This is a genomic window from Mitsuokella jalaludinii DSM 13811, assembly GCF_000702905.1.
Lineage (GTDB): Bacteria > Bacillota > Negativicutes > Selenomonadales > Selenomonadaceae > Mitsuokella > Mitsuokella jalaludinii.
Map to the genome: position 1 here is coordinate 18,327 of NZ_JNKR01000012.1, position 26,129 is coordinate 44,455.

Annotated in this window: 14 protein-coding genes; 6 read left to right on the forward strand and 8 right to left on the reverse strand. The window is 58.7% G+C overall.

Going from position 1 to position 26,129, the window contains the following annotated elements; genetic code table 11:
• Window positions 1-144 precede the first annotated feature (144 nt).
• Window positions 145-3,012, reverse strand: a complete 2,868-nt coding sequence (locus T518_RS07170) for an EAL domain-containing protein (protein WP_248617169.1) — start codon at window positions 3,010-3,012, stop codon at window positions 145-147.
• Between the two features lie 367 nt (window positions 3,013-3,379).
• Complete coding sequence (locus T518_RS07175; RefSeq protein WP_036377496.1) at window positions 3,380-4,768, reverse strand: replication initiation protein; 1,389 nt, start codon at window positions 4,766-4,768, stop codon at window positions 3,380-3,382.
• 217 nt (window positions 4,769-4,985) lie between these two features.
• On the opposite strand from T518_RS07175, the gene T518_RS12105 reads away from it, so the two are divergent.
• A complete protein-coding gene (locus T518_RS12105; protein ID WP_162177218.1) occupies window positions 4,986-5,198 on the forward strand; it encodes a hypothetical protein in 213 nt (70 codons plus the stop codon).
• A gap of 443 nt (window positions 5,199-5,641) precedes the next feature.
• Window positions 5,642-6,829, forward strand: coding sequence for an MFS transporter (locus T518_RS07180; RefSeq protein WP_036377499.1), 1,188 nt, complete (start codon window positions 5,642-5,644; stop codon window positions 6,827-6,829).
• Window positions 6,830-6,889: 60 nt separating this feature from the next.
• Here T518_RS07180 and T518_RS07185 read toward each other — a convergent pair whose 3' ends face one another.
• Both T518_RS07185 and T518_RS11400 read right to left on the reverse strand, forming a co-directional pair.
• Window positions 6,890-8,623 carry a sensor domain-containing diguanylate cyclase gene (locus T518_RS07185; protein WP_051652241.1) on the reverse strand — a complete coding sequence of 578 codons (1,734 nt, stop codon included), beginning with the start codon at window positions 8,621-8,623 and terminating at the stop codon, window positions 6,890-6,892.
• 91 nt (window positions 8,624-8,714) lie between these two features.
• Entirely contained in the window at window positions 8,715-13,049 is a 4,335-nt protein-coding gene (locus T518_RS11400) for an EAL domain-containing protein (RefSeq protein ID WP_051652242.1), read from the reverse strand.
• Between the two features lie 313 nt (window positions 13,050-13,362).
• Here T518_RS11400 and T518_RS11625 point away from each other — a divergent pair, with 313 nt between their 5' ends.
• Complete coding sequence (locus T518_RS11625; protein WP_036377501.1) at window positions 13,363-14,145, forward strand: DUF134 domain-containing protein; 783 nt, start codon at window positions 13,363-13,365, stop codon at window positions 14,143-14,145.
• 270 nt (window positions 14,146-14,415) lie between these two features.
• On the opposite strand, the gene T518_RS07200 is transcribed toward T518_RS11625, so the two are convergent.
• The gene (locus T518_RS07200; protein ID WP_036377504.1) at window positions 14,416-14,961 is read right to left on the reverse strand and encodes a glutathione peroxidase; all 546 of its coding nucleotides are present in this window, start codon (window positions 14,959-14,961) and stop codon (window positions 14,416-14,418) included.
• 224 nt (window positions 14,962-15,185) lie between these two features.
• Here T518_RS07200 and T518_RS07205 point away from each other — a divergent pair, with 224 nt between their 5' ends.
• Window positions 15,186-16,226, forward strand: a complete 1,041-nt coding sequence (locus T518_RS07205) for an alpha/beta hydrolase (protein WP_081828457.1) — start codon at window positions 15,186-15,188, stop codon at window positions 16,224-16,226.
• Between the two features lie 90 nt (window positions 16,227-16,316).
• On the opposite strand, the gene T518_RS11410 is transcribed toward T518_RS07205, so the two are convergent.
• From T518_RS11410 to T518_RS07220, 3 genes are all read right to left on the reverse strand, one after another.
• Entirely contained in the window at window positions 16,317-21,047 is a 4,731-nt protein-coding gene (locus tag T518_RS11410) for an EAL domain-containing protein (protein ID WP_051652243.1), read from the reverse strand.
• A gap of 226 nt (window positions 21,048-21,273) precedes the next feature.
• Window positions 21,274-21,732, reverse strand: a complete 459-nt coding sequence (locus tag T518_RS07215; RefSeq protein WP_036377507.1) for a MarR family winged helix-turn-helix transcriptional regulator — start codon at window positions 21,730-21,732, stop codon at window positions 21,274-21,276.
• Between the two features lie 256 nt (window positions 21,733-21,988).
• Window positions 21,989-23,218, reverse strand: a complete 1,230-nt coding sequence (locus T518_RS07220) for a M20 family metallo-hydrolase (RefSeq protein WP_036377510.1) — start codon at window positions 23,216-23,218, stop codon at window positions 21,989-21,991.
• A gap of 149 nt (window positions 23,219-23,367) precedes the next feature.
• On the opposite strand from T518_RS07220, the gene dcuC reads away from it, so the two are divergent.
• Together dcuC and T518_RS07230 are read left to right on the forward strand one after the other, a co-directional pair.
• Entirely contained in the window at window positions 23,368-24,630 is a 1,263-nt protein-coding gene (gene dcuC, locus T518_RS07225; RefSeq protein ID WP_036377513.1) for a C4-dicarboxylate transporter DcuC, read from the forward strand.
• Between the two features lie 67 nt (window positions 24,631-24,697).
• A complete protein-coding gene (locus tag T518_RS07230; RefSeq protein WP_081828459.1) occupies window positions 24,698-26,011 on the forward strand; it encodes an amidohydrolase in 1,314 nt (437 codons plus the stop codon).
• Window positions 26,012-26,129 lie beyond the last annotated feature (118 nt).

A 26,129-nucleotide genomic window follows, 5' to 3' on the forward strand; every position in this document is an offset into this window, starting at 1 on the left:
TTATAGCAACTCTCTCTTAGAGAACCAAGATAAGCCCTCCTCTTTTCGCCACCCAGATGAATCAGAAAATGCGGCATTCTCATCACAAAAAATGATTCCTGCCAGCGCATGGAGCAGGCAGAAATCATCTTGTTGCCGGGACGGTCATGCCTTGTGGCGCAGCCGCTCGCTGGCGAGGCGGTAGATGTAGCTGACATTGCCGTCGGCGGTCTTGTGGATGGCAGGATCGGTCGCGTGGACGATGCTGTAGCGGAAGGTGATGGTGACAGGATTGCCGTCAAGCTGGTGGATGGACTGCAGGCGCTGCTGGAGGTCGCGCGCGATGGCCTCGGAGGCGGTGCAGTCCTCAGAGCTTGTCTCGCGGCGCAGGATGGCGAAAGTCGTGTGCCGGAGGCGCGAGATGACGGTATCCTTTCCCGCATGTGTGCGCAGGATGTCCGCCTCCTGGCGGATGAGCGCGCGCAGGAAGGAAGGGCCATACGTCTTCTGGATCTGCTCGTCGAAGCAGCTCTCTAGGAGGATCAGCGCGTAGGGCTGCTGGTCGACCGCATACGCTTCCTGGTAGCTGATCAGATCGCCGAGAAAGCCCTGGCGGTTGTGCAGCCCTGTGACAGGATCCTCATAGGGAGAGACGAGGCTCTGGTTGATCTTGCTAGAGAGATCCTCCGCCTCGAAAAAGACGCCCAAGAGGCCGATGATCTCGCCCTCGCGGTAGAGGGGCCACTTGTAGCAGGTGATGTGGCGCAGGACGCCCCGGATGATGCACGTTCCCTTCACATTCTCGACAGGCTTGCCCGTTTGCAGGAGCGCGATCTCGTCGAGGCGGTAGGTGTCGTTGTCGAGATGCCAGTTCATCTCCTCGTCCGTCTTGCCGAGGATATCGGCCTCGGAGTTGAAGCCGTAGAACTTCAGGAATGCCTTTGTCGCGCCGAGGAAGCGGAGGTCCTTGTCTTTCCAGAAGTAGCAGAACCGCGTGTGATGCATGAGACTCTGCCAGAGCAGGGTGTCGAGCGTGCTCTGCTCTGGTGTGCGGGACTCCGTCAGGAGGACTTGCTCTTCGATGGTCTTTTCGGCCGTCAGCATGAGTGGGGTATGACCGCTTCTTTCCGTCAGGCCTTTCTGGAGCAGGACAGCCACGCACTCCCGCCAGTGGTAATTGCCGTGCGGATCGCGCACGCGGCAACAATGTGCGATGCGGCTGTAGCGGCTCTTCTGGATGCGCGCGACGGCGGTGTCCGGATTGCAGAAATCCAGATAGCCCTGCCGGTCGGGTTCGTAGACATATTCCTGGGCGAACGACTGCAGATACCTGCGGATGCCGTGGACCGTCTCACGCGTAGGCGCATCGTGGACGTATATCGGCTCAATCGTATCACGCTGGAAATCGACGAGAGAGATGTTCTCGAACATCGTGTAGAGATAGCGCAGGTTGTTGTCGAGCTTGACGAGCTGCTCGCCCGCATCGCTCCGGGAGATGTTCTCGAATCCCGTGTGGATGAGGAGATGATGGTTCATCTCGCAGATGACGCGCAGGCGGATGCGGATGTAGTCCCCGCCGTCAATGTAACAGAACGACTCCGGTGAGCCGGACTGGAGCGAGCGGCTGACATAGTGCCGGAACGTGGCAGAGATCTCGGGACGTGCCTTATGATTGAGAAATCCCTCGACATCCCGGCAGCGATAGCCGAGTGCATGGAGCTGTTCCCGGTAAACCCGGTTGGTGTAGAGGTAGTGGAGATATCCGTCCTCATGCAGGTCGAAGAGTGAACTCGCCTGGTTCGTCTCGCGGATGGCCATGCTTGCGACATCGTAATAGTGGCACCACTTGCGCAGCTCGATCTCCCGCCCCTCTGCCTCGATATGCGCGAGCGTTCCCACGAGCGGCTGCGGCTTGCCGTAGTAGTAGCCCTGCTGTCGCCCGCAGCCAATCGAAGCGAGGAACTCAGCATGCTCCTGCGTCTCGACGCCCTCGGCAAGTGTCTTGATGCCGAGTTCCTTGGCCATGTCGATGACCGAGCGGATGATGTCGCGCGACTTCTCCGTGAAGCTGCGCAAAAAGCCCATGTCGAGCTTGATGAGGTCGACCGTGTAGTCCTTGAGGATGTTCAGCGAAGAGTAGCCGCTGCCGAAATCGTCGAGCCAGATCTCATAGCCCTCGTCCCGCAGGCGGTCGACAGCCCGGTGGACGGCGTCGTCATTCTCGGCGAGCGCGCTCTCCGTGATCTCGACATGCAGGGCATCACGCGGAATCTGGTACGCGGCGCGCGTCTTTTCTACAAGGTGAAAGACATCGACCATATCGAAATCGTAGCGTGAGAGATTGAACGAGACCGGTGTGATCGGCAGGTCGTGGTTGAGCCGCTGGCGCAGCATGTGGCAGACCTCCTCGAGCACATAGGCGTCGAGCTGGTGGATCAGGCGCACCTGTTCCAAGACCGGGATGAAGGACGCCGGTGAGAGGAAGCCGATCTGCGGGTCGACCCAGCGGGCCAGGGCCTCCATGCCGCAGAGTTCCCCGGTCAGCGTGCGGATGACCGGCTGGTAGTAGACCTGGATCCAGTGATTCTCGATGGCCTCATCGAGGTGGCTGATGACATAATCGCGGATGTCGCGGTCCACCGTGACGCCCGGCAGCGGGATATCGATTTCTTGCAGCGTGCAATAACAGACCTTGCCATGCGCCTGCGTCTCGACGATGCGCCCCGAGACGTCCGCATAGCGGATGCGGCTCGTGCGCGTGAAGAGATGGCCGCGGGCATGGTCGAAGCGGTCATTTCTCTCGGCCAGTTCATGCACAATTTCCTGCTTCACGCGCGCACGGTCATCCATCGCGATGACATGGAAGGCATCGCCATCGACATGTCGGTAAAGCTCATCAAAGTCGCGGCAGTCAAACAGCCGCAGCATTTCCTCATTGGCATAGAGCAGCTCATACGGCTCCTCCGCCTGCGTGATGTAGAAACAACACGACAGGTTCTCTACCACTCCTGGGAAGTCGCCCAGGTTTTTCATTTCCTGTTTCATTATGCGTTCCTCTCACGAAAAATCATTTTGTTCTTGCTCGCGGGATTCGTCGTTCAAGGAAAACGTCCAATTCTAGACGTTTTGAGCTGTGCGCAGCTGCATCCCGTTGGTCGTGGATGGAGACTCCACCAGCAAGAGTCCCATTCCTGTAGACGATTACACGAATTATTCTTTCTACGTCTATTATACAAGTACACGCCCGAAAAGAGAAGATGTTGTTTTCAGCTGTAACCATGCGCTCTATGTCAGATTCGGATCGATAAAAAACCAGCCTCCACGGTGATGAGCGGTGAGGCTGGTTTTGTTTTGTGCTCGTATCTAGCTTTTGTTTGCAGTATCGAAAGTACGATGGCATTCATTCAAAAAGCGAGCTGCTGTTCACTGATACCGGGATCTCGCCTGCCATCATCTTTCCGAGTACGACCTGTGTCAGCAGGCGGTATTCACGATACGTCTTCTTGCGCGAGCAGGCATGTTCGCGGTTGAAGCCCCTGCGGCCTGCGAGGTAGTCGAGCTGGGAAGCATGGCGCTTCATGAAGGCGAGGAGATCGGACAGTGTCATAGCGGCGACGTACTCCTTGGCATGTTTCAGATAATAATCCGCGCGGTCCTGGTTGTCCTCTTGTTCCTTAGCCTCACGCATACGCTCCTCGAGCTGCTTATTCTCGATGCGAGCCATGCCCTTCTTTAGGGCTGTTTTCCCCTGGTGCGAGGCTCCAGCCCAGTCCTGCTTGACTGCGGTGATGAAGTAACGTCCGTAAGTATCCGGCCCCTTCTTCTTGCCCATGCGCGCATCTTTGGTGATACGATCAAAGACGAGGTGGAAGTTGCTGACGATGCAGGCTTCTGAGATTCCGTCAAAGCTGTCCTTGATGTAGCTGGGCTCAAAGCCCTCGTCACAGGCCATGCTGAAGAGGACAAGAATGCGCTCACTGAACTTTTCCCGCAGCTGTTTGACGAGTGCAGGCGCGAGATTTGGGAAGTACGTGTCTCCAATCGGCGTCTTGGTAAAGCCGAAGACGATGGTTGTGGCCTTGCGTCCTGGGCCACCGTCGTCATCGATGAAGAAGTCCTTGTACTTTGTATGGCATCGAATTTCCTCGATAGAGGGCGTGATTACTCTGCGTTTGAACTCCTTGTAAGAGGATTCTGGATAGAGTGCAATTTCCCTGCGCAAGCGGTCTACCGAGATTTCATGGATGTTCAGACGACCGAGATTGCGCAGATAGATAAAGAGGCGCATCGATACGATGGTATCTAGGGCTAAGATGTCTTCGATGTCCATCGAGATGTACGTTCCTTCGCGGAGGTTGAAGAGATACTGGTTGAGGCGCGGCGGGATGCTGACTTCGAGGATGTGCGTTTTGCGGTTGTAGGAGAGCTCTGAGATGAAATTGGCGTGGTAGATATCTTGTTCACCGCTGCCATCTTCTCTCGACCGAAGGTCTATATAGTTCTGAGAGAGCTTGGTGAAGATTTCCGCGACAATCATGCCGCGTGCCTTGGTTGCGTTGATGTTGAGCTTGTCCGCAAATCGGACGGCATCGAAGGTGTACATCGTGCCCTGCTCCGGTACATGGTGTTCATCCATGGAAGCGATGAAGAGATACCATGCCTTGAGCTGGTTCTTGCTCAGAGCGTACTTTGCCGTGGCGAATTCCTGTGCGATTGTCATCGGGCCGGTATCTTTCGGGATTAGGAATACCGAGCGATGTACCAAATCCATCTCTTCTTGTGCCGACATGTGTCGTTCTCCTCTCGTTTGCGCTTAATGTTCCCATGCTAGGAATATTATACATGGACTAGATGAGAAAAAGAAGGTGAAGCGGCAACTTTCTCCCTTTGCAATCTGCCTATATACAGTATTATAGTATATTAGTATAGTATAGTAGTGCCAAAGGTGTACCGTTTGGTCGAAGCCGCCAGACCGCATAAAACCTAGATTCTTGCGAAGATGCCAGATGGAAGAAGTCCGGAAAGGTGTACCGTTTGGTCGAAAGGTGTACCAAACGGTCGAAATGCAAAAATGCCCGCAACCCCTTGGTATTGCTGGATTCTTGGACCAAAATACAGCAATGAAAGGTGTACCGTTCGGTCGTTGCCGGAAAAAGCAAGTGCAAAAGACTATTCTGACAAATCAGCAACCCCTTGTAAATCCTCACTTTTTCCTTTGATGAAACATCAAAAATGACAATCGAAAGGTGTACCAAATGGTCGAGGATTTTAGGAAAGGTGTACCGAACGGTCGAGAAAAGGTGTACCGAATGGTCGATTTGTGCACAGGCAAACAGTAGTTATACACAGGATATCCACAAAATTATCCACAAAAGGTTCTTCGAGGGAGTGATTCTAAACTTATGAAAGAAATGCGGGTGCTATTCAAAGCCCCTGAGAACGCTGGATGGCGGGGAAAATGAACTTGTGAAAGAAATGCGGTCCCGGGCCTGAGCCCTTAGGCGTATTGGAAAGCGGCATGCATGAACCTATGAAGAAAATGTGGTTGTGCCCTAGGGAACTGGTGCCTGTAAGAGCAGCATGAATAAACCTATGAAAGAAATGCGGGTGCCGAAAGGTGTACCGAATGGTCGTGAAGGAAACGGGAAGGTATGGTGAAGGTATGGATTCGGATTTACAGGTATGGCGGCGGAATCTCTACATCTGCTGTGTGGCGTCATTCGTCGTAGCGGTGGGGATGAGTCAGATGGCGCCGATCCTGCCGCTCTACATTGAGGAACTCGGCGTAACAGGGGCGGGAGAGGTCGCGCGCTGGTCGGGTATTGTCTACGGCTGCAACTTCGTCAGCCTCGCGATTTTCTCGCCGATATGGGGGCGCCTGGCGGACCGCTATGGGCGCAAGCCGATGATCCTGCGCGCGTCGTGCTGGCTCGGCCTCATCATGATAGGAATGTCGTTTGCGCAGTCGGTCTGGCATCTCGTGGCGCTGCGCCTCCTGCAGGGATGCCTGTCGGGCTTCCAGGCGGCTGTCGTGCCGCTGCTCGCCCAGGAGACGCCGAAGGAGCACTCGGGCTGGGCCATGGGCCTGTTCTTCTCGTCACAGGTCACAGGCGCCCTGCTGGGGCCTCTGCTCGGCGGTTTCCTTGCGGAGTTCACAGGCATCCGCGCGAGTTTCCTCTGCATCGGCACGCTGTGCCTGCTCGGCTGCCTCGCCCTGACGCGCGTCCGGGAGACGCACCGTCCGGCTGTCCAGAAGGCGACAGTCGGACTGCGCGAGATGTTTGCCAAGCTTCCGCACCGCAGGGCCATCGTCGGACTCTTCCTGACGACGCTCATCATGCAGTTCTCGCTGACCTGCGTCCAGCCGATCCTGACGGTCTATGTCAAGGAACTGGCTCCGACGACCGAGCACCTTGCCGTCGTTTCAGGTGCTGTGTTCTCGAGTGCAGGCTTTGCGAGCATGCTGTTCGCCTCGCGCCTCGGGCACCTCTCCGACCGTATTGGGTCGAACCGCGTCCTGCCAGCCTGCCTGCTGCTCGCAGGCCTTGCCGCCATCCCGCAGGGCCTCGTGACCGCACCGTGGCAGCTCGCCCTGCTGCGCTTCGTGCACGGCATCGCCGTCGCAGGCCTCATGCCCTCCATCAACAACCTCATCCGACAGCTCGCTCCGGCCGCCTGCATGGGTCGCATCTACGGCTTCAATCAGTCCTTCCAATTCATCGGCATGTTTTCCGGCGCCTTCTTTGGCGGCCATCTCGTCGCCATCTTCGGACTGCGCCATATGTTCTATGTCGTCGCTGTCCTGCTGCTCGCCGACGCTCTCTGGTGCCACCGGACGGAGCGGAGCTGACACTTGCCCGCACCAAAATAACCCTGCCCCGAGAATGGGACAGGGTTATTTTTTGTATTGTCACCAGTTGCTCTCATCGATCATGAGCACATAAAAGACCTTGCCGTAGACGTCCGTCTCGACGAGGCGGCCCTTGTCGAGGATGCACTTGACCTGGCCGCTCTTCGTGATGATGCGGTAGCGAACGGCGTCGTTGCCGTCGCTGTTCGGCTGCTGGACTTGCTCCCAGATGCTCTGCTCGACGGCCTCGTATTCCTCCGGATGGACGATGCCGCGGAAGGTGCCGCCGGTGAACTGCTGGAATTCCTCGAGTGTCCGGCAGTCGAACAGCCGGATGAGCTCGTTGTTGGCAAAGAGGATTTCCTCCTTGCCCGTGGCCTTGTAGATGAGGATTGCGCCCGGGAAGTGCATGATAATGTCCTTGAGGCCGAATGCCAGCTGGCTGCGGTCCTCCTTGGCGACGCTCGGTGCATACAGTCGGACCCCGTGCTTTCCGTGAAGTTTCACGGCGTAGAGCGCCGCATCGGCGCAGCGGAAGAGGTCGGTGCGTGAGATCCCCTGCGACGGATAGGCGGCGTAGCCGATCGAGATGGTGTAGGCATGCTGCTGGTCGCCGAATGTGAACGTCAGGTCGCGCGCGCTGAACCGTTGCAGCAGGACATTGGCTTCCGATGCCGTGCAGTCCGGCAGGAAGATGCAGAACTCATCGCCGCCGTTGCGCCCGACGATGGCGGGCGCAGGGAATGCCTCGCGCAGATCATTGGCCAGACTGCGCAGTGCTTCATCTCCGGTATTGTGGCTGTAGAGATCGTTGATGCGCTTGAAATCATCGATATCGATCATGACGCCGACGGCCCCGATCTTGGAGACCTTGTCCAGATACGCATCGACAGCCGTATCGAAGCCCTGGCGGTTGTTGAGCCCCGTCAGCGCATCGGTATCGGCTAGCTGGCGCAGGTAACGGCGGCCGTCCTGCAAGTGAAGCAGGGCATGCGTCAGGAAGGTCACCAGAAATACGAGAATCAGGCCGATTGACAGGGTGATCGCGAGAGGCGGCGGCATCCGCCAGCCCCAGGCGGGGGCGACCTCCAGCTTCCACTTGCACCCGCCGTACGTGAAGACCTGCGCCTCTGTCGGCTCCGGGAGGTCATCCGAGGCCAGGATGACCTGGTACGTATCCTGCCCTGGAGAGGTCTTGGAGATGCGGTAAGCATGGTGTGTCGCCTCGAGCGACTTCACCGTCGCTTCAAAGACGTCCGGCACTTTGAGGACGGCAATCGTAAAGCCCCAGAACTCCTGCTGTCCCGCTGCGTTCTCTCGGTAGACCGGCTGGCGCATCGCAATGGCCGTGTAGTCGTCCGTCACCTGGAAGGGCCCCTGCATGGTCGCAATCCCCGTGTCACGGCTGTAGACGAGGCTTCCCAGCCGGTCTTCCAGCGAGAAGAGGTCGACCTTCCCCAGGCCCGCCGCATCTTCCGGGTAGATATCCGTCACGCGGCCCTGCGGCGCCAGCTGGATGCTGGCCACATAGGGGCGCGTCGCGAGCATCTCCTTGGCCAGCTCTTCAAAATGCTGCGGCCGCTCTCCTGTATCGGCAATCATGTAGGCCAGCGTCTCCGTTACCGAAAGGCTCGTGCCAAAGTCCTTCTCGAGCTCATCCGCGTAGATCTTGGCTGCCTGTGCGCATTCCTCCCGCTGCATGACAGACTGATTCTGCACGATGTGCCCCAGCAGCGCCAGGTATATCGTAATCCCAATCAAAAAGACAGCCGTAGTGATGATATTGCGTCTCATGCTCTCATCTCCTCCTCTGCCATGCAAAAGTCCCGTCCTTGTCCGGACCGCGTCTTGATATGCTAAATTATACGGTAAAAGAAACTTTTTTTCAATTATCGATATCGATGTGCTGGTGGCGTGTCTGGTGGTGCTGGATCTTTTCCTGGTACATGTGGCGGTCGGCCGTGGCCAGGATGGTGTCGATGTTGTCGATGGGGGTGGTGGCGAGGGCGTAGCCGAGGGCGATGCTGATGCCTGCGGTGCGGAAGCGGTCGTGGAGCTGGGCGCAGATGGCACCGGCCTGCGCACTGTCTTGGATTTCTTCTACCATGAGGAATTCGTCGCCTCCCATGCGGAAGACGGCGTCTGTGGGGCAGGCGGATTCCAGGAGGCTGGCAGCGGCCTTGATGAGCGTGTCACCGGCTTCGTGCCCAAGGCGGTCATTCGTCTCCTTGAGGCCGTTGAGATCTCCGAAGAAGAAGGCATACTGGCGGTTGTCGGGCAGATTTTGAAGATAGTCGAGCAGGCCGCGGCGGTTCATGATGGCTGTCAGCGGGTCAATCTTGCCCAGGCGGTCGATGTGCCGGATCAGGTTGCGGTTGCGCAGCAGGATGGAGAAGAAGCGCGCGAGTGCCTGCAAGAGCGGGAGCGCTTTTTCCATCTGTTCGGGCGCGGGATTGATGACCTCGAGGTAGCCGTAGGCGCGGTCGTCGAGGCGCAGGCGCACGAAGATCAGGCGCTGGAGGTTCGGCAGGCGCGGCGCGTAGCCGTTGTCGCGGCAGAAGGCTTCGACGTCGTCGATGGTGAAGACGGGCTCTTTAAGGAAGTGCTCGTAGAGCGAATGAATCTCCTCGCGCGGGAAGGGCTGGATCTCGCGCGAGAGTGGCAGGGCATCCTGTGCATCCCAGAAGTGGGAGCAGCGCAGCATCGTCGCCGTTTCTTCGGCGATGAGGAGATGATCGGCTGAGAGCAGGTGCCCGAGGCGGTTCATCATCTTGCGGATGCCGCTCTCCGGGTCGATCTCGTACATGCCTGCGCGGATGATGTCGTTTATGGAGAGCTCCTGATAGAGGACCTTGTCGTGCGCGGCATGGCGCTGCTGGTATTTGTCGAGGTTGATGGCCATGCAGAAATGGCAGGACTTGCCGTTCCACGGGACGAGCGTGTGGCAGAGCAGGAGATTGGCGTTCATGGTATCGTTGTGGTAGATGTGGACCTGGCAGACGTTGTGCCGGAGCTTGCTCTCGTTGCAGTTATCGCACGGGGCGTTCGCTCCCATCAGGAGGCGGTAGCAGGTCTTCCCGGCAAGCGGCTCATCGTAGGTCAGGCCGAGCTCTCTGCGCTGGGCCTGGTTCAGGTAGAGGAGCTCGTGTGTCGCGGGGTCGGAGATAATCACGCCGAAGGGCAGCGTATCGAAGAGATCCCGTGAGAATAGGAGGTTGTCGTTGCTGTAGGGGGTCAGCCCGTAGCGCTTTTCTTCGGCGCGCTGCAGGCGCTGGATCAGCAGGCGCATGAGGCTGTCGAGGCTGCGCACCTCGGCGCCGTGCGCCTTGGCGTAGTGCATGTAGAGCGTGCAGGGATGGCCGTCGACCTCGCGGATCGCATGGACTTCCTGTGTAATCCTGAGTGCGGCTTCCTGCAGGCCGTTGTCCTGTGCATTCTTGGACAAGATGATGAAACAGCAGCTGCCGACGCGGGCGATGCTGCAGGCGGCAGGCAGGTCCTTGTGCAGTAGTGCGACAATCTTCTGCAGCAGGTGGCGCCGGAAATCCTTGCCGTACTTCATGCCGATGCCATCGAACTCGGGCACGTCGAGCAGCGTGGCCGTGTAGTCGTTGCCGTGCAGGCGGTACTCGTCGGCGTACAGCAGAGCATCGCGCAGCATGCCGCAGTAGCTCAGCAGGTGTGTTTCCTCGTCGATGAGGCCGAGTGCGGCGTCCTGCTCCCGGCGCGCCGGTGCATCCACGAGGGTGCTCAGCTTGATGAAGATGCCGATGACCTGGCCGTCCTGACGGATGGGAAATTTTGCCGCGCGGATTTCCTGGAGGCGGTGTCCAATATCAATCTGCTCGCGCACGCCCAGTAGAGGGGTGCCAGTGCGCATGACGGTCTCTTCTGTCTCGTAGGCCTGCTCGGCGAGCAGCTGCCAGCCGAGCTCTTTGTCGGTCCGGCCGCGGATCTCGGCGATATCACGGACGCCGCGGGCCTTGAGGAAGGCGCGGCTGGCCCCACAGAAACGGTGCTGGCGGTCCTTCCAGAAGAATTCGACATCCATGTCCTCGAGCATGGTCGCAAAGGCTCCCTGGTACAGGGGGTCCTGTCCGGCGGCGAAGAAGTCTTTGGCGATGCCGTAGCTCTCGAGCATCTGGCGGATGATGACCGTGCGGTCGGGGATTTGCTCTATGAAATTCCTGTTGAAGCAGATGAGCATCTCGCGCGAGGTCGATTTGAAGAGTGCCATGCTCGTGAAGAAGATCCAGACATAGTGGCCGTCCGACATCAGGATGCGGAAGGGCGCTGTGATAAAGGACTTCGGGCTGGTCGAGGCACGCTCGTACAGGGCAGCGGGAGCCGCGAAGGCGAGGAAACGCTCGCGGTCGGCCGGATGGACGTAGCGGCTGGCGAAGCGCTGCATGGTTGCCGCTGTATCGTGGAACTGCATGCCGACGCGCGTCTCTGTCAGTGGCTCAATGATTTCAATGACGTCCTGGTCGAGGTTGATGTACCAGATGGCATCATAGGTCTGCAGCACATTGCGCACGATTGTGTCGAAGCGGTGGGAGTGGGTGTCGTCGAAGGCCTTGTCGGCACTGATGTTGGAGAGGTGCAGCTGGTGGACTGAATGGGTGCCGCGTGCGGCAAGCTCCTTGATCTTGACGCGCATGTATTGGCCGTTGTCGACATACATCATCGACTCCCACTGGCCCGTCGCCTTGCCGCGCTCGAGGAAGCGGCGGAACTTCTCGTTCATCGGGAAGTTCTTCGAGCGGAAGTTGATGTTGACGCGCTCGACGCTCGGCGTGCCGATGCTGTGCAGGGCGTCGAGGTAGAGTGCATTGGCCTGCAGCATGGTCATCTGCTCATTGTCGTCGTAGAGAATGGCGACCGGGGCCGTCTGGTTCATGTCGACGAGCCCGGCCTTGTTGAGGAGTTCGGTATCGTCGCGGATCTCCAGGTGCAGGTCGTTATCCAAGCAGTATTGTTGGAAGTCCTCGCATGGAACCGGTTTGCCATAATAGTAGCCCTGTATCTTCTCGCAGCCGATTTCCCGCAGGAAATCGCACTGATCCTTTGTCTCCGCGCCTTCAGCCAGCGTGTGGACGGAGAGGTCCTTGGCCATACTGACGAGGTACTTGAGGATCTTGCGGCTTTTCGCGGTGAAGGGATGCAGGAACTTCATATCAAACTTTATCGTATCGAAGTCGTAGTCCTTCAGGACATTGAGAGAGGAATAGCCGCTGCCGAAGTCGTCGAGCAGCACGGGATAGCCTTTTTTCTGGAACTTCTGGATCCCGTTCAGTACCGAGTCCATTCTGTCGACCAGCGCGTTTTCCGTGACCTCGATCTGGATGAGGCCGAGCGGCAGGCGGTATTCTTCGCGGATCGTCTCGGCGACGGCGAACGGGTCCTGGAGCAGGAAGTCAAGGCGTGAGAGATTGACCGAGATGGGGAGAACAGGGAGGTTCGCATCGAGCTTTTCGCGCGCCATCTTGGCAACGGTGTGGAGGATGTAGGCGTCGAGCTTGTGGATGAGATGCGCCTCCTCGAGCACGGGGATGAAGATGCCCGGCGCGATCGTGCCGTACTGCGGCGACTCCCAGCGTGCGAGTGCCTCCGCGCTGACGAGCTCGCCCGTCAGCGTGCGGACGACGGGCTGCAGGTAGACGCGGATGTAACCCTTGGCCATGGCCTGGTCCAGGTGCTCGCGCACGTAGTTCTGCATCTGGTGGCGCAGGCCGAGTTCTTCTGTGTAGACGGCCCAGTGGCGCGAAGCATCCTTCTTGATCGTGTCGCAGGCGATCTTGGCCTCGCTGTCAAAGGCGACATTGAGGTCCTTCGTTGAGGGCAGTCCCGTGAGGAAGCGGATGCCTGCCTTCAGCGCAATGTTGGGGTTCCCGATGAAGGCCAGCACGCGCTGGCAGGCCGTGTCAATACGCACCTGTACATCTGCCGTATCTGCGAGAACGGCGAAGGTATCTGATCCGAGGTGCACGACCAGCTGACAGGGGAACACCTCCTGCGGGATGTTCTCGATGTGTTGCAGGCAGAGATCCCCCCGCCGGAAGCCATGCGCGGCATTGTAGAGATGAAAATTCGTGATGTTGAAGAAGACCGGGCAGGACTTGATGTGGTGCCCCTCACGCCACTCCTGCTGCAGGTGCTCAGCCGCTGCCTGCAGGAATTCCTGCCGTCCCAGATGCGTTCGTCTCGTGTGTGTAATCATACCGTATTCCTTACTTTCCCTTGCCAGTTGTAACTCGTATCCTCATTGTAACACAAAGCCCCTGAAAAAGAACGTACTGTTATGAGAATTCGTCACTTCTGTGGTGAAAAAGTCCAGCGCTGGACTTTTTGGCGCGGAAGGTCCGACTATCAAACTGACCGTCCGCCTGCCCGACTATCCGACTGTCAGTTTGTCGGAGTCCTCCGACACATCCCTGTGCCCTCATTTTATGTTGACATATGTCAGCAAATTCGCTATACTGACAGTAGATGACATATGTCAAGAATATGGAAGGCGGATTGAGGTGAAACGTATGGGGAGAGTGACAAAGGCGCGGCGCGTCTGCGCCATGCCCTTGTATGCGCGCTTTGCGCCGCAGCCGGATGAGGCCAAGGCACCCGTGCGGATGGAGATCGAAGACTATGAGTGCATCCGCCTCATGGATTACTTGGGCATGACGCAGGAAGAATGTGCTGTGCAGATGGGGGTGGCCCGCACGACGGTGCAAGGCATCTACACGAGGGCACGGCGCCGCCTGGCAGGGGCTCTTGTCGAAGGACGCCCACTGCAAATCGCAGGCGGGAACTTCGAGCTCTGCCCGCAGCAAGGCCATGGCTGTGGTCAATCCCGCTACCTGCCGCAGCCCCATACCGCAGGGGGCGCATCGATGGATGTGCCGCCAGATCTCAGCGCAACGAAAGGAAGGATTCTTATGCGATTGGCAATCCCTTATGATAACGGTCAGGTCTTCCAGCACTTTGGCCGTAGCGAGCAGTTCAAGATCTACGAAGTGGCAGATGGCGCCATCGAATCGACGCATGTGCTGGAGAACAACGGCGAAGGCCACGGCGCACTCGTCACGCTCTTGCAGCAAGCGCATGTCGATGTCCTGATTTGCGGCGGCATCGGCGCGGGCGCACAGAACGCTCTGAAGGCAGCAGGCATCCGCTTCTACGGCGGCGTGCAGGGCGAGGCTGACAAGGCAGCAGCCGACTTCCTGGCAGACCGCCTCGCCTACGACCCCGCCGTCCGCTGCGAGCATCACGGCGAAGGGCACGGTCATGGGCATGGGCACGGCTGCCATCATCAGGCTTGAGCGAGACGCTGCGGAAGTCAGCAGCAGGCCCCACAAACGCACTGCTAGGATTTGCCTGCTGAATGCTCCGCTGATTGCCCAATCCGATGACAAGCAAAAGCCGCATAGATACAAAGATACCGGCGTATGAGCAGTACGCCGGTATCTTTGCTGTGTATTATATCGATTGTATTCTACCTCAGCGGGTCAAGTCTGGTGACTCAGTCGCTACTCAGGCGGAAGATGAGATGCTTCCGCCTGAGACGTTCACAGTCGGACTGTCGCAGGCGGTCAGAGCAGTTTCTCGATATCTGCGGCGATGGCCGACGGGACTTTCGTCGGCTCGAAGCGCTTGACGACCGTGCCGTCGCGGTCGATGAGGAACTTCGTGAAGTTCCACTTGATGCCGTCGCCTTCGAGGTACTCCGGGAAGTTCTTCTTGAGAACATCCTCGAGCACTGCGGCGTTCGGATGCTCCTTGTCGAATCCCTCGAAGCCTTTCTCCTTCGTGAGGTACTGGAAGAGCGGCTGGGCCGTCTCACCGCGGACATCGCCCTTCTCGAAGATCTGGAACGTCACGCCGTAGTTGTAGCGGCAGAACTGCTGAATCTCTTCGTTGCTGCCCGGATCCTGTGCGGCGAACTGGTTGCACGGGAAGCCGAGGATCTCGAAGCCCTTGTCCTTGTAGGCGAGGTAGAGTTTCTGCAGGTCATCGAACTGCGGCGTGAAGCCGCACTTGCTGGCCGTGTTGACGATCAGCAGGACTTTGCCCTTGTAGTCTGCCAGCGACTTTTCCTTGCCCTGGCTCGTCTTGACGGTGAAATCGTAGATGCTCATGATGATCTTCCTTTCTGTTCGGGTATTCTGGTTCTATGCACGCCGCAGAAGCGCTCGGCCTGCTGCGGGTATGTCTCATCTCTATAGCTTCATTATACATGCTCTCTTTTATTTTGTCAAATTTAATTTTGCAATACAATCATAAGCGACAGACATGATGGCCATACTGGTGTAATGTGTGTTATACTAGTACTATATCGTAGTATTAAATCAGGAGGATTGCAATGAAAGCATCATACAAGAAGATGGTCAAGATGGCGATGACGACGGTGATGGCTGGCGGCATCATGATGATGGGGCAGTCGGCCATGGCGGCACCAGCGCAGCCGCAGGTGCATGTGGATTCGGCGACGAAGGACATGCCGGGCCATGTGGCGAGCAAGGTCCTCGATGTCAAGGCGGACAAGACGGAAGTCGGACTGATCTCGAACGTCGTCTATGAGCAGGTGCCGAGCCGCGGCTATGCGAATGTGCCGATGCAGATGGACATCCTGCAGCCGAAGACGAAGGAGAAGAAGCCCGCCATCCTCTTTGTTACGGGAGGCGGCTTCATCAACGCCAACAAGGACAATGGCATCCAGCTCCGCATGCACCTGGCGGAGAACGGCTATGTCGTCGGCAGCATCAACTACCGCGTCGCGCCGACGGCGAAATTCCCGGAGCCGCTCGAGGATGTCAAGGCGGCCATTCGCTACCTCAAGGCGAATGCCGACCGCTTCGGCATCGATCCGGCGCGCGTCGGCATTGTCGGCGGCAGTGCAGGCGGCTACCTGACGGCTATGGCAGGTACGACGAGCGGCACGAAGACATTCGACAAGGGCGAGAACCTCCAGGTCACGAGTGATGTCAAGGCTGCTGTAGACCTCTACGGGCTCTCCGACCTCACGCAAGTTGGCGCCGACTTCTCCGAAGAAGTCCAGGCAAAGCACCGCTCTGCTGGCGCGACGGAAGCCCTCTGGGTCAACGGCTCGCCTGTCTTCGGCGGCCGTGACGGAGGCATCCTCGCCGACAAGCAGGCAGCCGAGGCGGCCAACCCCATCCACTACATCAGCAAGACGAGCGCCCCGATGCTCCTGATGCACGGCACGGCCGACACTGTCGTCTCCCCGAGTCAGACCGACCTGCTCTACCAGGCCCTGCAGAAAAGCGGCATCCCGAGTGAGCGCTACCTCGTCACCGGCGCCGCACACGGCGGCAAATACTGGGTCCAGGAACCCGTGCTCAAGATCATCACGGATTTTTTCGACCAGTATCTGAAAAAATGATCATTGTGAAAGGTATGATATAATAATAGCAGAAATGCCAGCAACATGGGGATTCGAGTCTACCTTGTTGCTGGCATTTTTTACGCGTTTTTATAGTTGACCGGCCTGCTCGTGCATGCGGCGCTTGTTCTCGTACATGAGGGCGTCTGTCTCGGAGAGGACGGCGTCGATGTTGGTGATGGGGCTTTTCTTGACGGCGCAGCCGAGGGCGACGCTGAGGTGGCGCTCGGCGTAGATGGCCTGGAGCTGTTGGAGGAGCGCGTCGGCTTCCTGCGCGGTCTTGTTCTCGGCGATCAGCAGGAATTCGTCGCCTCCCATGCGGAAGACGTGCTCGCGGTCTGCGGTTTCGGCGAGGACGTCAGCGGAGCGCTGGATGAGGCGGTCGCCTGCTTCATGGCCCTTTGTGTCGTTCTCTTTCTTGAGGCCGTTGATGTCCCCGAAGATGAAGGCGAGCGAGGTGCCGTCAGGAATGGTGCGGATGTAGGAGAGGAGGGCGCGGCGATTGCCGACGCCGGTGAGCTGGTCGCGGTAGCTGTAGCTCTCGAGGCGGCGTATCATGTCACGGTTGCGCAGCATGATGGCGATGACGCTCGTCAGGGAGCTCAGCAGGAAGGTGGCCGAGGCAAAGGTTTCGGAGGCCGGATTGATGACTTCAGTGAAGCCGATGGAGCGGCCCGACTGCATGAGGTGGCCGGAGACGAGGCTCGCGATGCCGCGCAGAACGGGCTGGAAGCCCGGGTGGAGCTGCACGAAGGCGTCGGTGTCGTTGAGGATCAGCATGCGGCTGTGGGCGAAGTGGTCGTAGAGCGGCTGGAGCCGCGCGCGCGGGATGTCCTGTGCGTCTTTCATGACGGACCCTGTTGTGTCGCGGCGCCATTCGTATGTCGCGCTGACGGTGTCGTTTGCGCCCTCCTCGAAGATCAGGACGCGTTCGGCCTGCAGGATCTCGCCGACTTTGGCCATGATCTTGTGGATGCCCTCTTCGGGGTCGGACTCCTGGATGCCCAGGGAGATGATGTCGTTGATGACTTCTTCGCGGCGCAGCAGGCTATTGCGCTCCTGCTCATTCCCCATCTGGCCGTGCTGCAGGTCGGTGGTGATGGAGAGGCGCGCGGTCCTGCCCTTCCACGGCACGAGGGTGTCGCGCTGCAGGACGGACCCGCTCGTGAAGCGCATGGCGTGGCGGCAGGTGCGGAAGGCATCCCGCGCCAGGATGCTGTTGGCACAGTCGGCACAGGGGGCTGCGCGCCCGGCCAGCAGCTCATAGCATTTCTTGCCCTTGTAGGCATCGGGTGTATCCGGCAGGTGCATCATGCGCAGCATGGCGTGATTGAGAAAGAGGAAGTCGTAGGTGGCGATGTCGGTAAGCGCGATGCCATCGTCTAGGCTGTCGAGCTGGCTGACGTTCAGCTCGATGATCTCGCCGTGCGGCCGCTCGAAGTGCCAGCGCTGGCTGGTGACATCGTTGAGGCGCTTAGCGAGCTGATAGAGGAGCGTGTTGAAGCCATGGGCTTCTGAACCGCGGATGGTGGAGTAGTTGAGCGTCAAGGTGCAGCTGACCCCGGCGATTGAGGTGAGGCCCTCGAGGTGCGCCTTCAGCTGTTCGATTTTTTCGGTCAGGCCGTCGAGGAAGCGTGTCTTGCCGAAGCAGATAAAGACGCCGCTACCGATGTAGGAGGCGATGCTGGAAATCGGCCCGAGCTTGAGGATGCCGTCCCGGATGGTCTTGAGGATCTCCTGCTGGACCTCGAGGCTGTATTGGTGGGCGAGCGTCTTGATCTCGGGGACCTGCAGGATGAGGGCCAGGTAATCCTCTTGGCGGTGGATGCGGTCCTCTTCTATCTCCATGCCCGCCATGATCATGCCGCGGTAGCCGAGGAGTCCCGTCACATGGTCGCGGATGCCGAGCAGCTCGAGCTGGCGCTGATCCTCCTTGTCATCTGCCGTGCGGAAGTAGCCGAAGACGCCTGTGATCTTGCCGCGCTGGTAGATGGGGAAGGAGGTCATCAGGATGCGCTTCGGGATGCCATGCACGAGGATGGTCGTAGCGTAATCCTTGCAGGTCTTTCCTTCCTGCAGGACAGCGAGTTCCGCCTGCTCCTCGTCCTCATCCTGCAGGCACCAGCCGAGCTCCGCATCCGTCTTGCCGAGGATTTCGCTGGCGTCTTTCATGCCGACGTACTCGAGGAAGGAAGGCGTGACGCCGCGGTAGCGCAGTGCGCTATCTTTCCAGTATACGGGGTCGGGCGAGAAATTCCAGACGGCGCGCCAGAGTGCGGCATCTTCGTCTGCGGGAGACGAGGGGAGCCTGTCCGGATTCAGGTCGGACAGGAACTGTGGCAGCAGGGCGTGCAGGTTCTCCTGGCGTTCCCAGATATTCTCGCGCACGCAGATCAGGATGTCCTTGGTGGCGCTCTTGTAGATGACGATGGCGTCGAAGATCATCCAGACGAAGCGCCCATTCGGCTTCCGCACGCGGAACATCTCGATGGCTTCGGAGCGGCCGGACCGCTCGGCCTGACGGCAGATTGCCTCCGGGTCGAGGAACTGGTGGAAGCGCGTGCGGTCGTCGGCGTAGATGAATTGGCGGGCATAGGCATCTCTCTTGCCTTTGAAGTCCGTGATGACATCACCGGTCTGCCAGAAGGTATTCATGCTCTCGATGATGTGGAGCGCTTTCTTTTTCCGATCCAGGAAGTAGATCTCGTCGTAGACGAGCATGAGATTGCGGAAGACGGTCTCGTACTGCTGGAATGACGTGAGGTCCTGGTCGTAGGTGATGTTTGCGAGACGTGCGAGCACGAGCGTGAAATCTGGTGTAGCGGCGAGTTTCTCGGCACTCAGGCGCAGGTACTGGCCGTTCTCGACGAAGGTCATGCGCCGCTCGCCGCTGCTGTGCACCGCGGCCGCGAGGAACGCCATGAACTTCTCGCGCATCGGATAGCTTTGCTGCTGCATGTTCGCATTGAATTCCTGAAGGCTGCTTGTGCCGGTCGTGGTGAGGACATTCTGGTAAGCCTCATTCTCGCTGAGGATGACAGCGCGGTCCTCGCGGTACTGGAAGATGGCGACCGGGGCATCGGTGATGAGGTTGACGAGCCCTGCTGCATCGAGGGCCTGCTCCTCTGGCAGGGTCTCGACCTGCCAGCCTGCCTCCTGGAATTGCTCACGCAGGAGCTCGTAGGGCATCGGACGGCTGTAGTAATAGCCCTGAATCTTCTCACAGCCGATGGCGCGCAGGAAGTCAATGTGTTCTTTTGTCTCAGCACCCTCTGCCAGCACGTGGATACCCATCTCTTTGGCCATCAGCACGATGGAGCGGATGATCTTGCGGCTGTCCTCGTTGAAGTAGCGCAGGAGTCCCTGGTCGATCTTGAGCTCGTCGAACTCGTAATTCTGCAGGACGTTGAGCGAGGAGTAGGCACTGCCGAAGTCGTCGAGCCAGACCTGATAGCCCGACTGGTGAAACTGGTGCAGCTTCTCGATGAGCAGGTGACGGTTCTTGACGAGCGCAGACTCTGTGACTTCGATGCGCAGGTAATAGCGCGGGATGTGGTATTGTTCGACGATGCGCTCGACGAAGGCGAGCGGGTCCATCAGCAGGAAATCGTAGCGCGAGAGATTCACCGAGACCGGAATCATCGGGAAGTGGTTGTCGATCTGGTAGCGCAGGAGTTTGGCGACTTCCTCGATGACGTAGCAGTCGAGGCGCGAGATCAGGCGCGATTCCTCGAGCACGGGGATGAAGCTGTCTGGCGGCAGGAGTCCTTTCTGGGGGTCAATCCAGCGTGCCAGGGCCTCACAGCCACATAGTTTGCCGGTCATGGCGCGCATGACGGGCTGGTAGTAGACCTTAATATGGCCCTCGCGGATGGCCCGGTCGAGGTTGTCGAGGATGAAAATGCGGTCGGCGATGCTCTGGCGCATGGACTCGTTGTAGAAGGCAACTGAGCGCGTCGCATCCTTCTTGATGCTGTCGGAGGCGAGCTTCGCCTGGTCGAAGTACGTCGTGATGGGACGGCGGTGTACGCTGACTGCCGTTTCAATCGACCCGATGCCAGCTTTCATTGCGATGTTGGGCATGCGGACTTCGTTGTTGACGGCCTGGCAGACTTCCTTGAGCTTGGCCTCGAGGTTGTCGCGCGGCACGAAGAGCGCGAAGTTGTCGCCTGAGAGGCGCGTGATGTATGAGGCGGGGAAGGCTCCCTTTAAGAGCTGCCCGATCTTGCGCAGCATGCGGTCGCCCTCGTAGATGCCGTGCATCTCGTTGTAGACCTTGAAATTCGTCAGGTTCAGGTAGACCGGGCAGTAGCGCACCTCGAGGTTGCCGGGCTTCATGGCCTTGCGCAGGGCGTCTACCTTCTGCTGCACGCGCTGGTAGAAGGCGTGCATGTTCAGGAGGCCCGTGACGGGGTCGAGATTACTGACGGCCAGGTTGCGCTCCTTGTTGACGAGGCTCATCATCCAGACCTTGCCGAGCTCCGGGATGTTCACCTTGTGGAACGTCCCTTCGAGGTGACGGTAGCTGCCCGTCTTTGTGTAACAGCGGAATGTCAGGAAGGTATATCCCTCATCTAAATCGCCGTGTCGGCTGTTCGTGCGCGCTTCAAGCGGGACGTAGTCCTCCGCCTCCATCAGCCCCGCAAAGCGCCCCTTTGTCAGCTGGAAGAACTCGTCCTCCGTTGCGCACTGGTAGATCCGCAGCATCTCCTCGTTGACAAAGAGAATCTGCTCTTCCGCCGTCTGCCGGATCAGGCAGACACCGCCAGCAATCAGGTCGTAGTACCGGTGCAGTCTTTTCTTGATTGGCTCCTCGTCCATGCAAAAACTCCCTTTCACGCGCCCTGACACGACAGAGCACGCGCCGTGATTTCTTGTATCCATTATACCATTTCGTTTTCAAATGAGATATCCCTGCTGGTAAAATGCGAAACTTTGTCCATTGAAAAAAGACCTGCCCAGCGGGCAAGACTGTCAACTGGAAGAAAAGAACCCCCGTCGAGCGGTGCGGATGGCACCGTGCTCGGCGGGGGTTCTTTTCGGCCGGTTATTTGAGTCCGTTGAGGATCTTGTAGAGCTCTCCTTTCAGTGCAGTGACTTCGTCCGGGGTGAAGGTTACGCCCTGGTCGGTGAGGTGGCAGCTCATCTGCTCGGGGACCTGGCGGGCCTGTTCTTTGAGGGCCTGTCCCTTCTCGGTCAGGATGGCGATGACGACGCGCTCGTCTTCGGTGCTGCGGTGGCGCTCGATGTAGCCGAAGGATTCGAGCTTCTTGAGCACGGGCGTCAGGGTGCCGGAGTCGAGGTAGAGGCGCTCGCCGAGGTCGTGGACGGAGATCTCTTTCTTTTCCCAGATGACCATCATCGTGACGTACTGGGTGTAGGTCAGGCCAATCTTCTTGAGGAAGGGGTGGTAGGCCGCAACAATCTTGCGCGCGCAGGCGTAGAGCGGGAAGCAGAGCTGCTTGTCGAGCAGCAGGAGGTCTTCTTTTTCGTTTATTTCAGTCATGGGGCTGTCCTTTCTGATGCAATAGTGATTCGGATTTATGATGCATGGATGGAGCGCTCCGCAGGGGGAACGCTGCTCAGATGTATTCTCTGTACAATTCTATTGTATCAGATTATCTTTCTGACGTAAATCCAATCCCTTGAGATTGGATTTGTGACGAGCAGCATCAGGCAGTCGGGAATGGTTGTAGTATCTTGCGTATGATCTGCTTCGTGTGGTCGGACAGTCGGCTAGTCGAAGAGTCGGACGGTCCGACTTACTCGCTGGCGAGCTTGCGCACGGTGGCGGAGAGCAGCTCCGTGCCGCGCACGATGTCCGCGAGCTCAGCATGTTCTGCGGGATTGTGGCTGATGCCTGCGCGGCACGGGATGAAGATCATGGCCGTCGGTGCGTAGTCGGCCCAGTGCATGCTGTCATGACCGGCGCCGCTCATCATCCGGCGATAGGGAAAGGCGAGCTCTTTGGCTGTGTCCTCGAGCAGTCCGACGAGCGCCGCGTCCATGCGCGCAGGCTCTTCTTTGCTGACAGGCTCGATGTCATACGCCAGCTGACGCTTTTCGGCGATGTAGGCGATGTCCTGCCGGACGGCCTGCTCGACGGCGTCCTTGGCCTTGCCTGAGGTGCTGCGGAGGTCGACGCCGAGCCGGACTTCGCCTGGGATGACGTTCATCGCGCCCGGCGTGACCTCGAGGACGCCGACCGTGCCGACGACAGGGGATTCCGTGTACGACGAGGCTTCGCGCTCTACAGCCAGTACGACTTCCGCTGCCGCGCAGAGACCGTCGTGCCGCAGGTTCATCGGCGTCGCGCCGCTGTGGTCGGCACTGCCGTGGATATGGACGTAGAAGCGCGTCGGCGCTGCGATGCCCGTGACAAGGCCGATGGGCAGTCCTTCGTGTTCGAGGACCTTGCCCTGTTCGATGTGGAGCTCGAGGAAGGCGCGCAAGGGCTTCGTGTAGCGGGCCGATTCGATATGGTCGGGGGCGAGGCCGCGTCCCTTGAGCACCTCGTAGAGCGTGTGGCCTTCCTTGTCGTGCAGCCGCACGAGGTCTTCCTGCGAGAGCTCCCCGCGCATGGCCCGGCTGCCGAGCGTCGCCGCCGAGAAGCGGCTCGACTCCTCGCAGAGGAACAAGACGACTTCGAGCGGCCGCTTCGGCATGAAGCCGTCCTCGCGCATCGAGCGGACCGTCTCGATTGCCGCCAGGATGCCGACGATGCCGTCGAAATTGCCGCCTTCCGGCACACTGTCACCATGCGAGCCGAACATGACAGCAGGCAGGCTCTCGTCCGCGCCCTGCACATGGCCGATGACATTGCCAAACGCATCCTCGCGCAGCTCCATGCCTGCCTCACGCATCAGCCCCATCAAATACGAGCGCCCCTGCCAGTCCGCATCCGTGAACGCCAGCCGGTTGATCCCCCGCCCCGGCGCAGTAATCTTCTCCAATGCCGCAAGCTGCCGCTGCAATCGTTTGCTTGAAATCATGTGAAATCCTTCCTCTCGTCTCATCCATTTCTATTGTATACTTAGCGATTTTCATTTCGCGTTTGTTGACATTATTATACCGCAACTTTATAATGATGTACTAAATGATATAATTACTTTTATTTATTGCAAGAAAGGTGGAATCCTGCATGGTAACACTCATGCTGATTGTTGGTGCTATCATCGTCTGCGGTGTCGTCTACGCGCTCGTCAAGGGCGCGGATGCGCGCATCACGCTGATTGGCTCCGGCATTCTCATGGCAGCCATCGGCGGTGTGCCGATGGCTGCACTCGATGCCTTTGCGAAGAGCATGACGAACAGCGGCTTGATTCAGGCGGTCTGCTCGGTCATGGGCTTTGCACTGGCTGTGCGCTTCACGGAATGCGATAAGCATCTGATCAATGCAATGGCCTCTGTGATTTCGCGCGTCCGTTTCTTCTTGATACCGGGCGTCGTCATCTGCACGTATCTCGTCAACATCGCACTGCCGAGTGCCGCTGGCACGGCGGCTGCGGCTGGTGCCATCTTCATCCCGCTACTCATGGCGGCTGGTGTCGGTCCTGCTCTTGCGGCTGCCGCCGTCAAATGCGGAACGTACGGCAGCATGCTGAACCCTGGCCTTGCGCACAACCCCTTTGTTGCGAAGATTGCTGGAGTCGATGTCATGGATGTCATTGGCTTTCACTACAAAGCAAACCTCGCTTCTCTGCTCGTAGCGACCATCTGCATCACGATCATCGCGCATGTGCTTAAGGAAGATAAAGGGCATGTCCCCGAGCACCTGCAGGTCGATGCGAACTTCAAGGTCAATTATCTCTACGCGCTGATGCCGGTTGTCCCGATTGTCATCCTGTTGCTCGGCTCGACGAAGATTGTGCCAATCTTCAAGATGGGCGTACCACAGGCTATGATCATCGGTGCACTCCTGACGCTCGTTGTTACGCGCACCAAGCCGAAAGCGCTCTGCGATGCTTTCTTTGAGGGCATGGGCAAGGCGTATGGCAGCATCATCGGCATCATCATTTCGGCAGGCGTCTTCGTCGCAGGCCTCACGTCGATTGGCCTTGTCAAGTGGTTCATCGATGCGATGCTCAACAATCCGGCCATCGTCAAGATCTGTGCGGCTTTTGGCCCGTTCCTGCTCGGCCTTTTGACTGGTTCTGGCGATGCGGCTACGTTTGCCTTCAATGAAGCCATCACGCCGTATGCACCGGACTTCGGCATGTCGCAGGTCCAGATGGGCAGCATGGCGACGCTCGGCGGCACGCTGGGGCGCACGATGTCGCCAATCGCTGGCGCGACCATCATCTGCGCTGGTATCGCTGGTGTCAACCCGATGGAGATCACGAAACGCAATGCAATCCCGATGCTCTGCGCACTGACGGTTGGCATGCTGATCCTGCTCTTCTGATGAATAGGAGGTGCTGCTCTGCGGCACCTTTTTCTTGTCTTAGGGATAACGTATAGGAGGAATTACGATGGACCTCAAAGAGACAATCTTGAAATTCGCCGATGATATGCAGGAGAACATGATATCCTGCCGACGTGATCTGCACGCCCATCCGGAGCCGGGCTGGACGGAGTTCCGCACGGCGGCCAAGGTAGCCAAGACGCTTGCGGAGCTCGGCTACACGGTCAAGACGGGGGCTGATACCATTCGTCAGGATGCTATGATGGGCGTGCCATCGGCTGAGAAACTCGCCAAGGAGCAGCAGCGCGCCATCGCAGAAGGTGCTGATCCCGACTGGGTTAAGAAAATGGACGGTGGCCGCACGGGCGTGCTCGGCGTCATGAAGTTCTCGGAGGACGGTCCTGTTGTCGCGGTTCGCTTCGACATGGATTCCAACGATGTGACGGAGACGAGAGAGGCGGCGCACCGTGCCAATAAGGAGGGCTTTGCCTCCTGTCATGCAGGGGCGATGCATGCCTGCGGCCACGACGGCCACACGACGGTCGGCCTCGCGCTGGCCAGGCTGCTGGCCAGCCTCAAAGACCAGTTGCGCGGTACCATCAAGCTCTGCTTCCAGCCGGCAGAAGAGGGCGTGCGCGGTGCGCATGCCATGGTCGAGAGCGGCATTGTCGATGATGTCGACTACATGCTCGGCGCGCACTTCGGTTTCAAGATGCGCAAGACGGGAACTGTTGCCTGCAACGTCACGGGCTTCCTGGCGACGAGCAAGTACGATGCCCGCTTCCAGGGTGTTCCGGCTCATGCCGGCGCTGCGCCGGAGCAGGGCAAGAACGCACTGCTGGCCGCTGCCTGTGCCACGCTCAACCTGCATGCCATCTCGCGCCATTCGGCAGGGGCTTCGCGCATCAATGTCGGCCGTCTCGATGCGGGTAGCGGCCGCAATGTCATCGGCGACAAGGCACTGCTCTGCCTTGAGACGCGCGGCGCAACGAGCGAGATCAATGCCTTCATGGAGACGGAAGCCCAGCGCATCATCAAGGCCGCGGCCATGATGTACGACGTCAAGGTCGACATCGAGAAAGTCGGCGGCGCAGCCGGCGGCAGCAACTCGCCAGAGCTTGCCGCTTTCCTGGAAGAAGAGGCGAAGAGCCTTGGCATCTTCAATGAAGTCGTCGGTGCGTGCCCGTTCGGCGCCAGCGAGGATTTCTCCTACTTCATGGAGCGCGTCCAGTCGCACGGCGGCCAGGCAGCCTACATGATGGTCGGCGCCGACCTCGCTGCCGGTCATCACGACTCCCATTTCGATTTCGATGAACGCGCTCTCGGCTACTCTCTCAAGCTCATGGGCTGCGCCGTCTGCAAGCTGCTCTTGAGTAAGTGATTGGCATCTCGTCCAAGCCAAATCGCCACACAAAACGTCCGGTACCGTGAAATGTCTGATGCCGGACGTTTTTTCGTTTTTTATGGATCGATTCGTCCCTGTGCGAAAGGCGATGGCA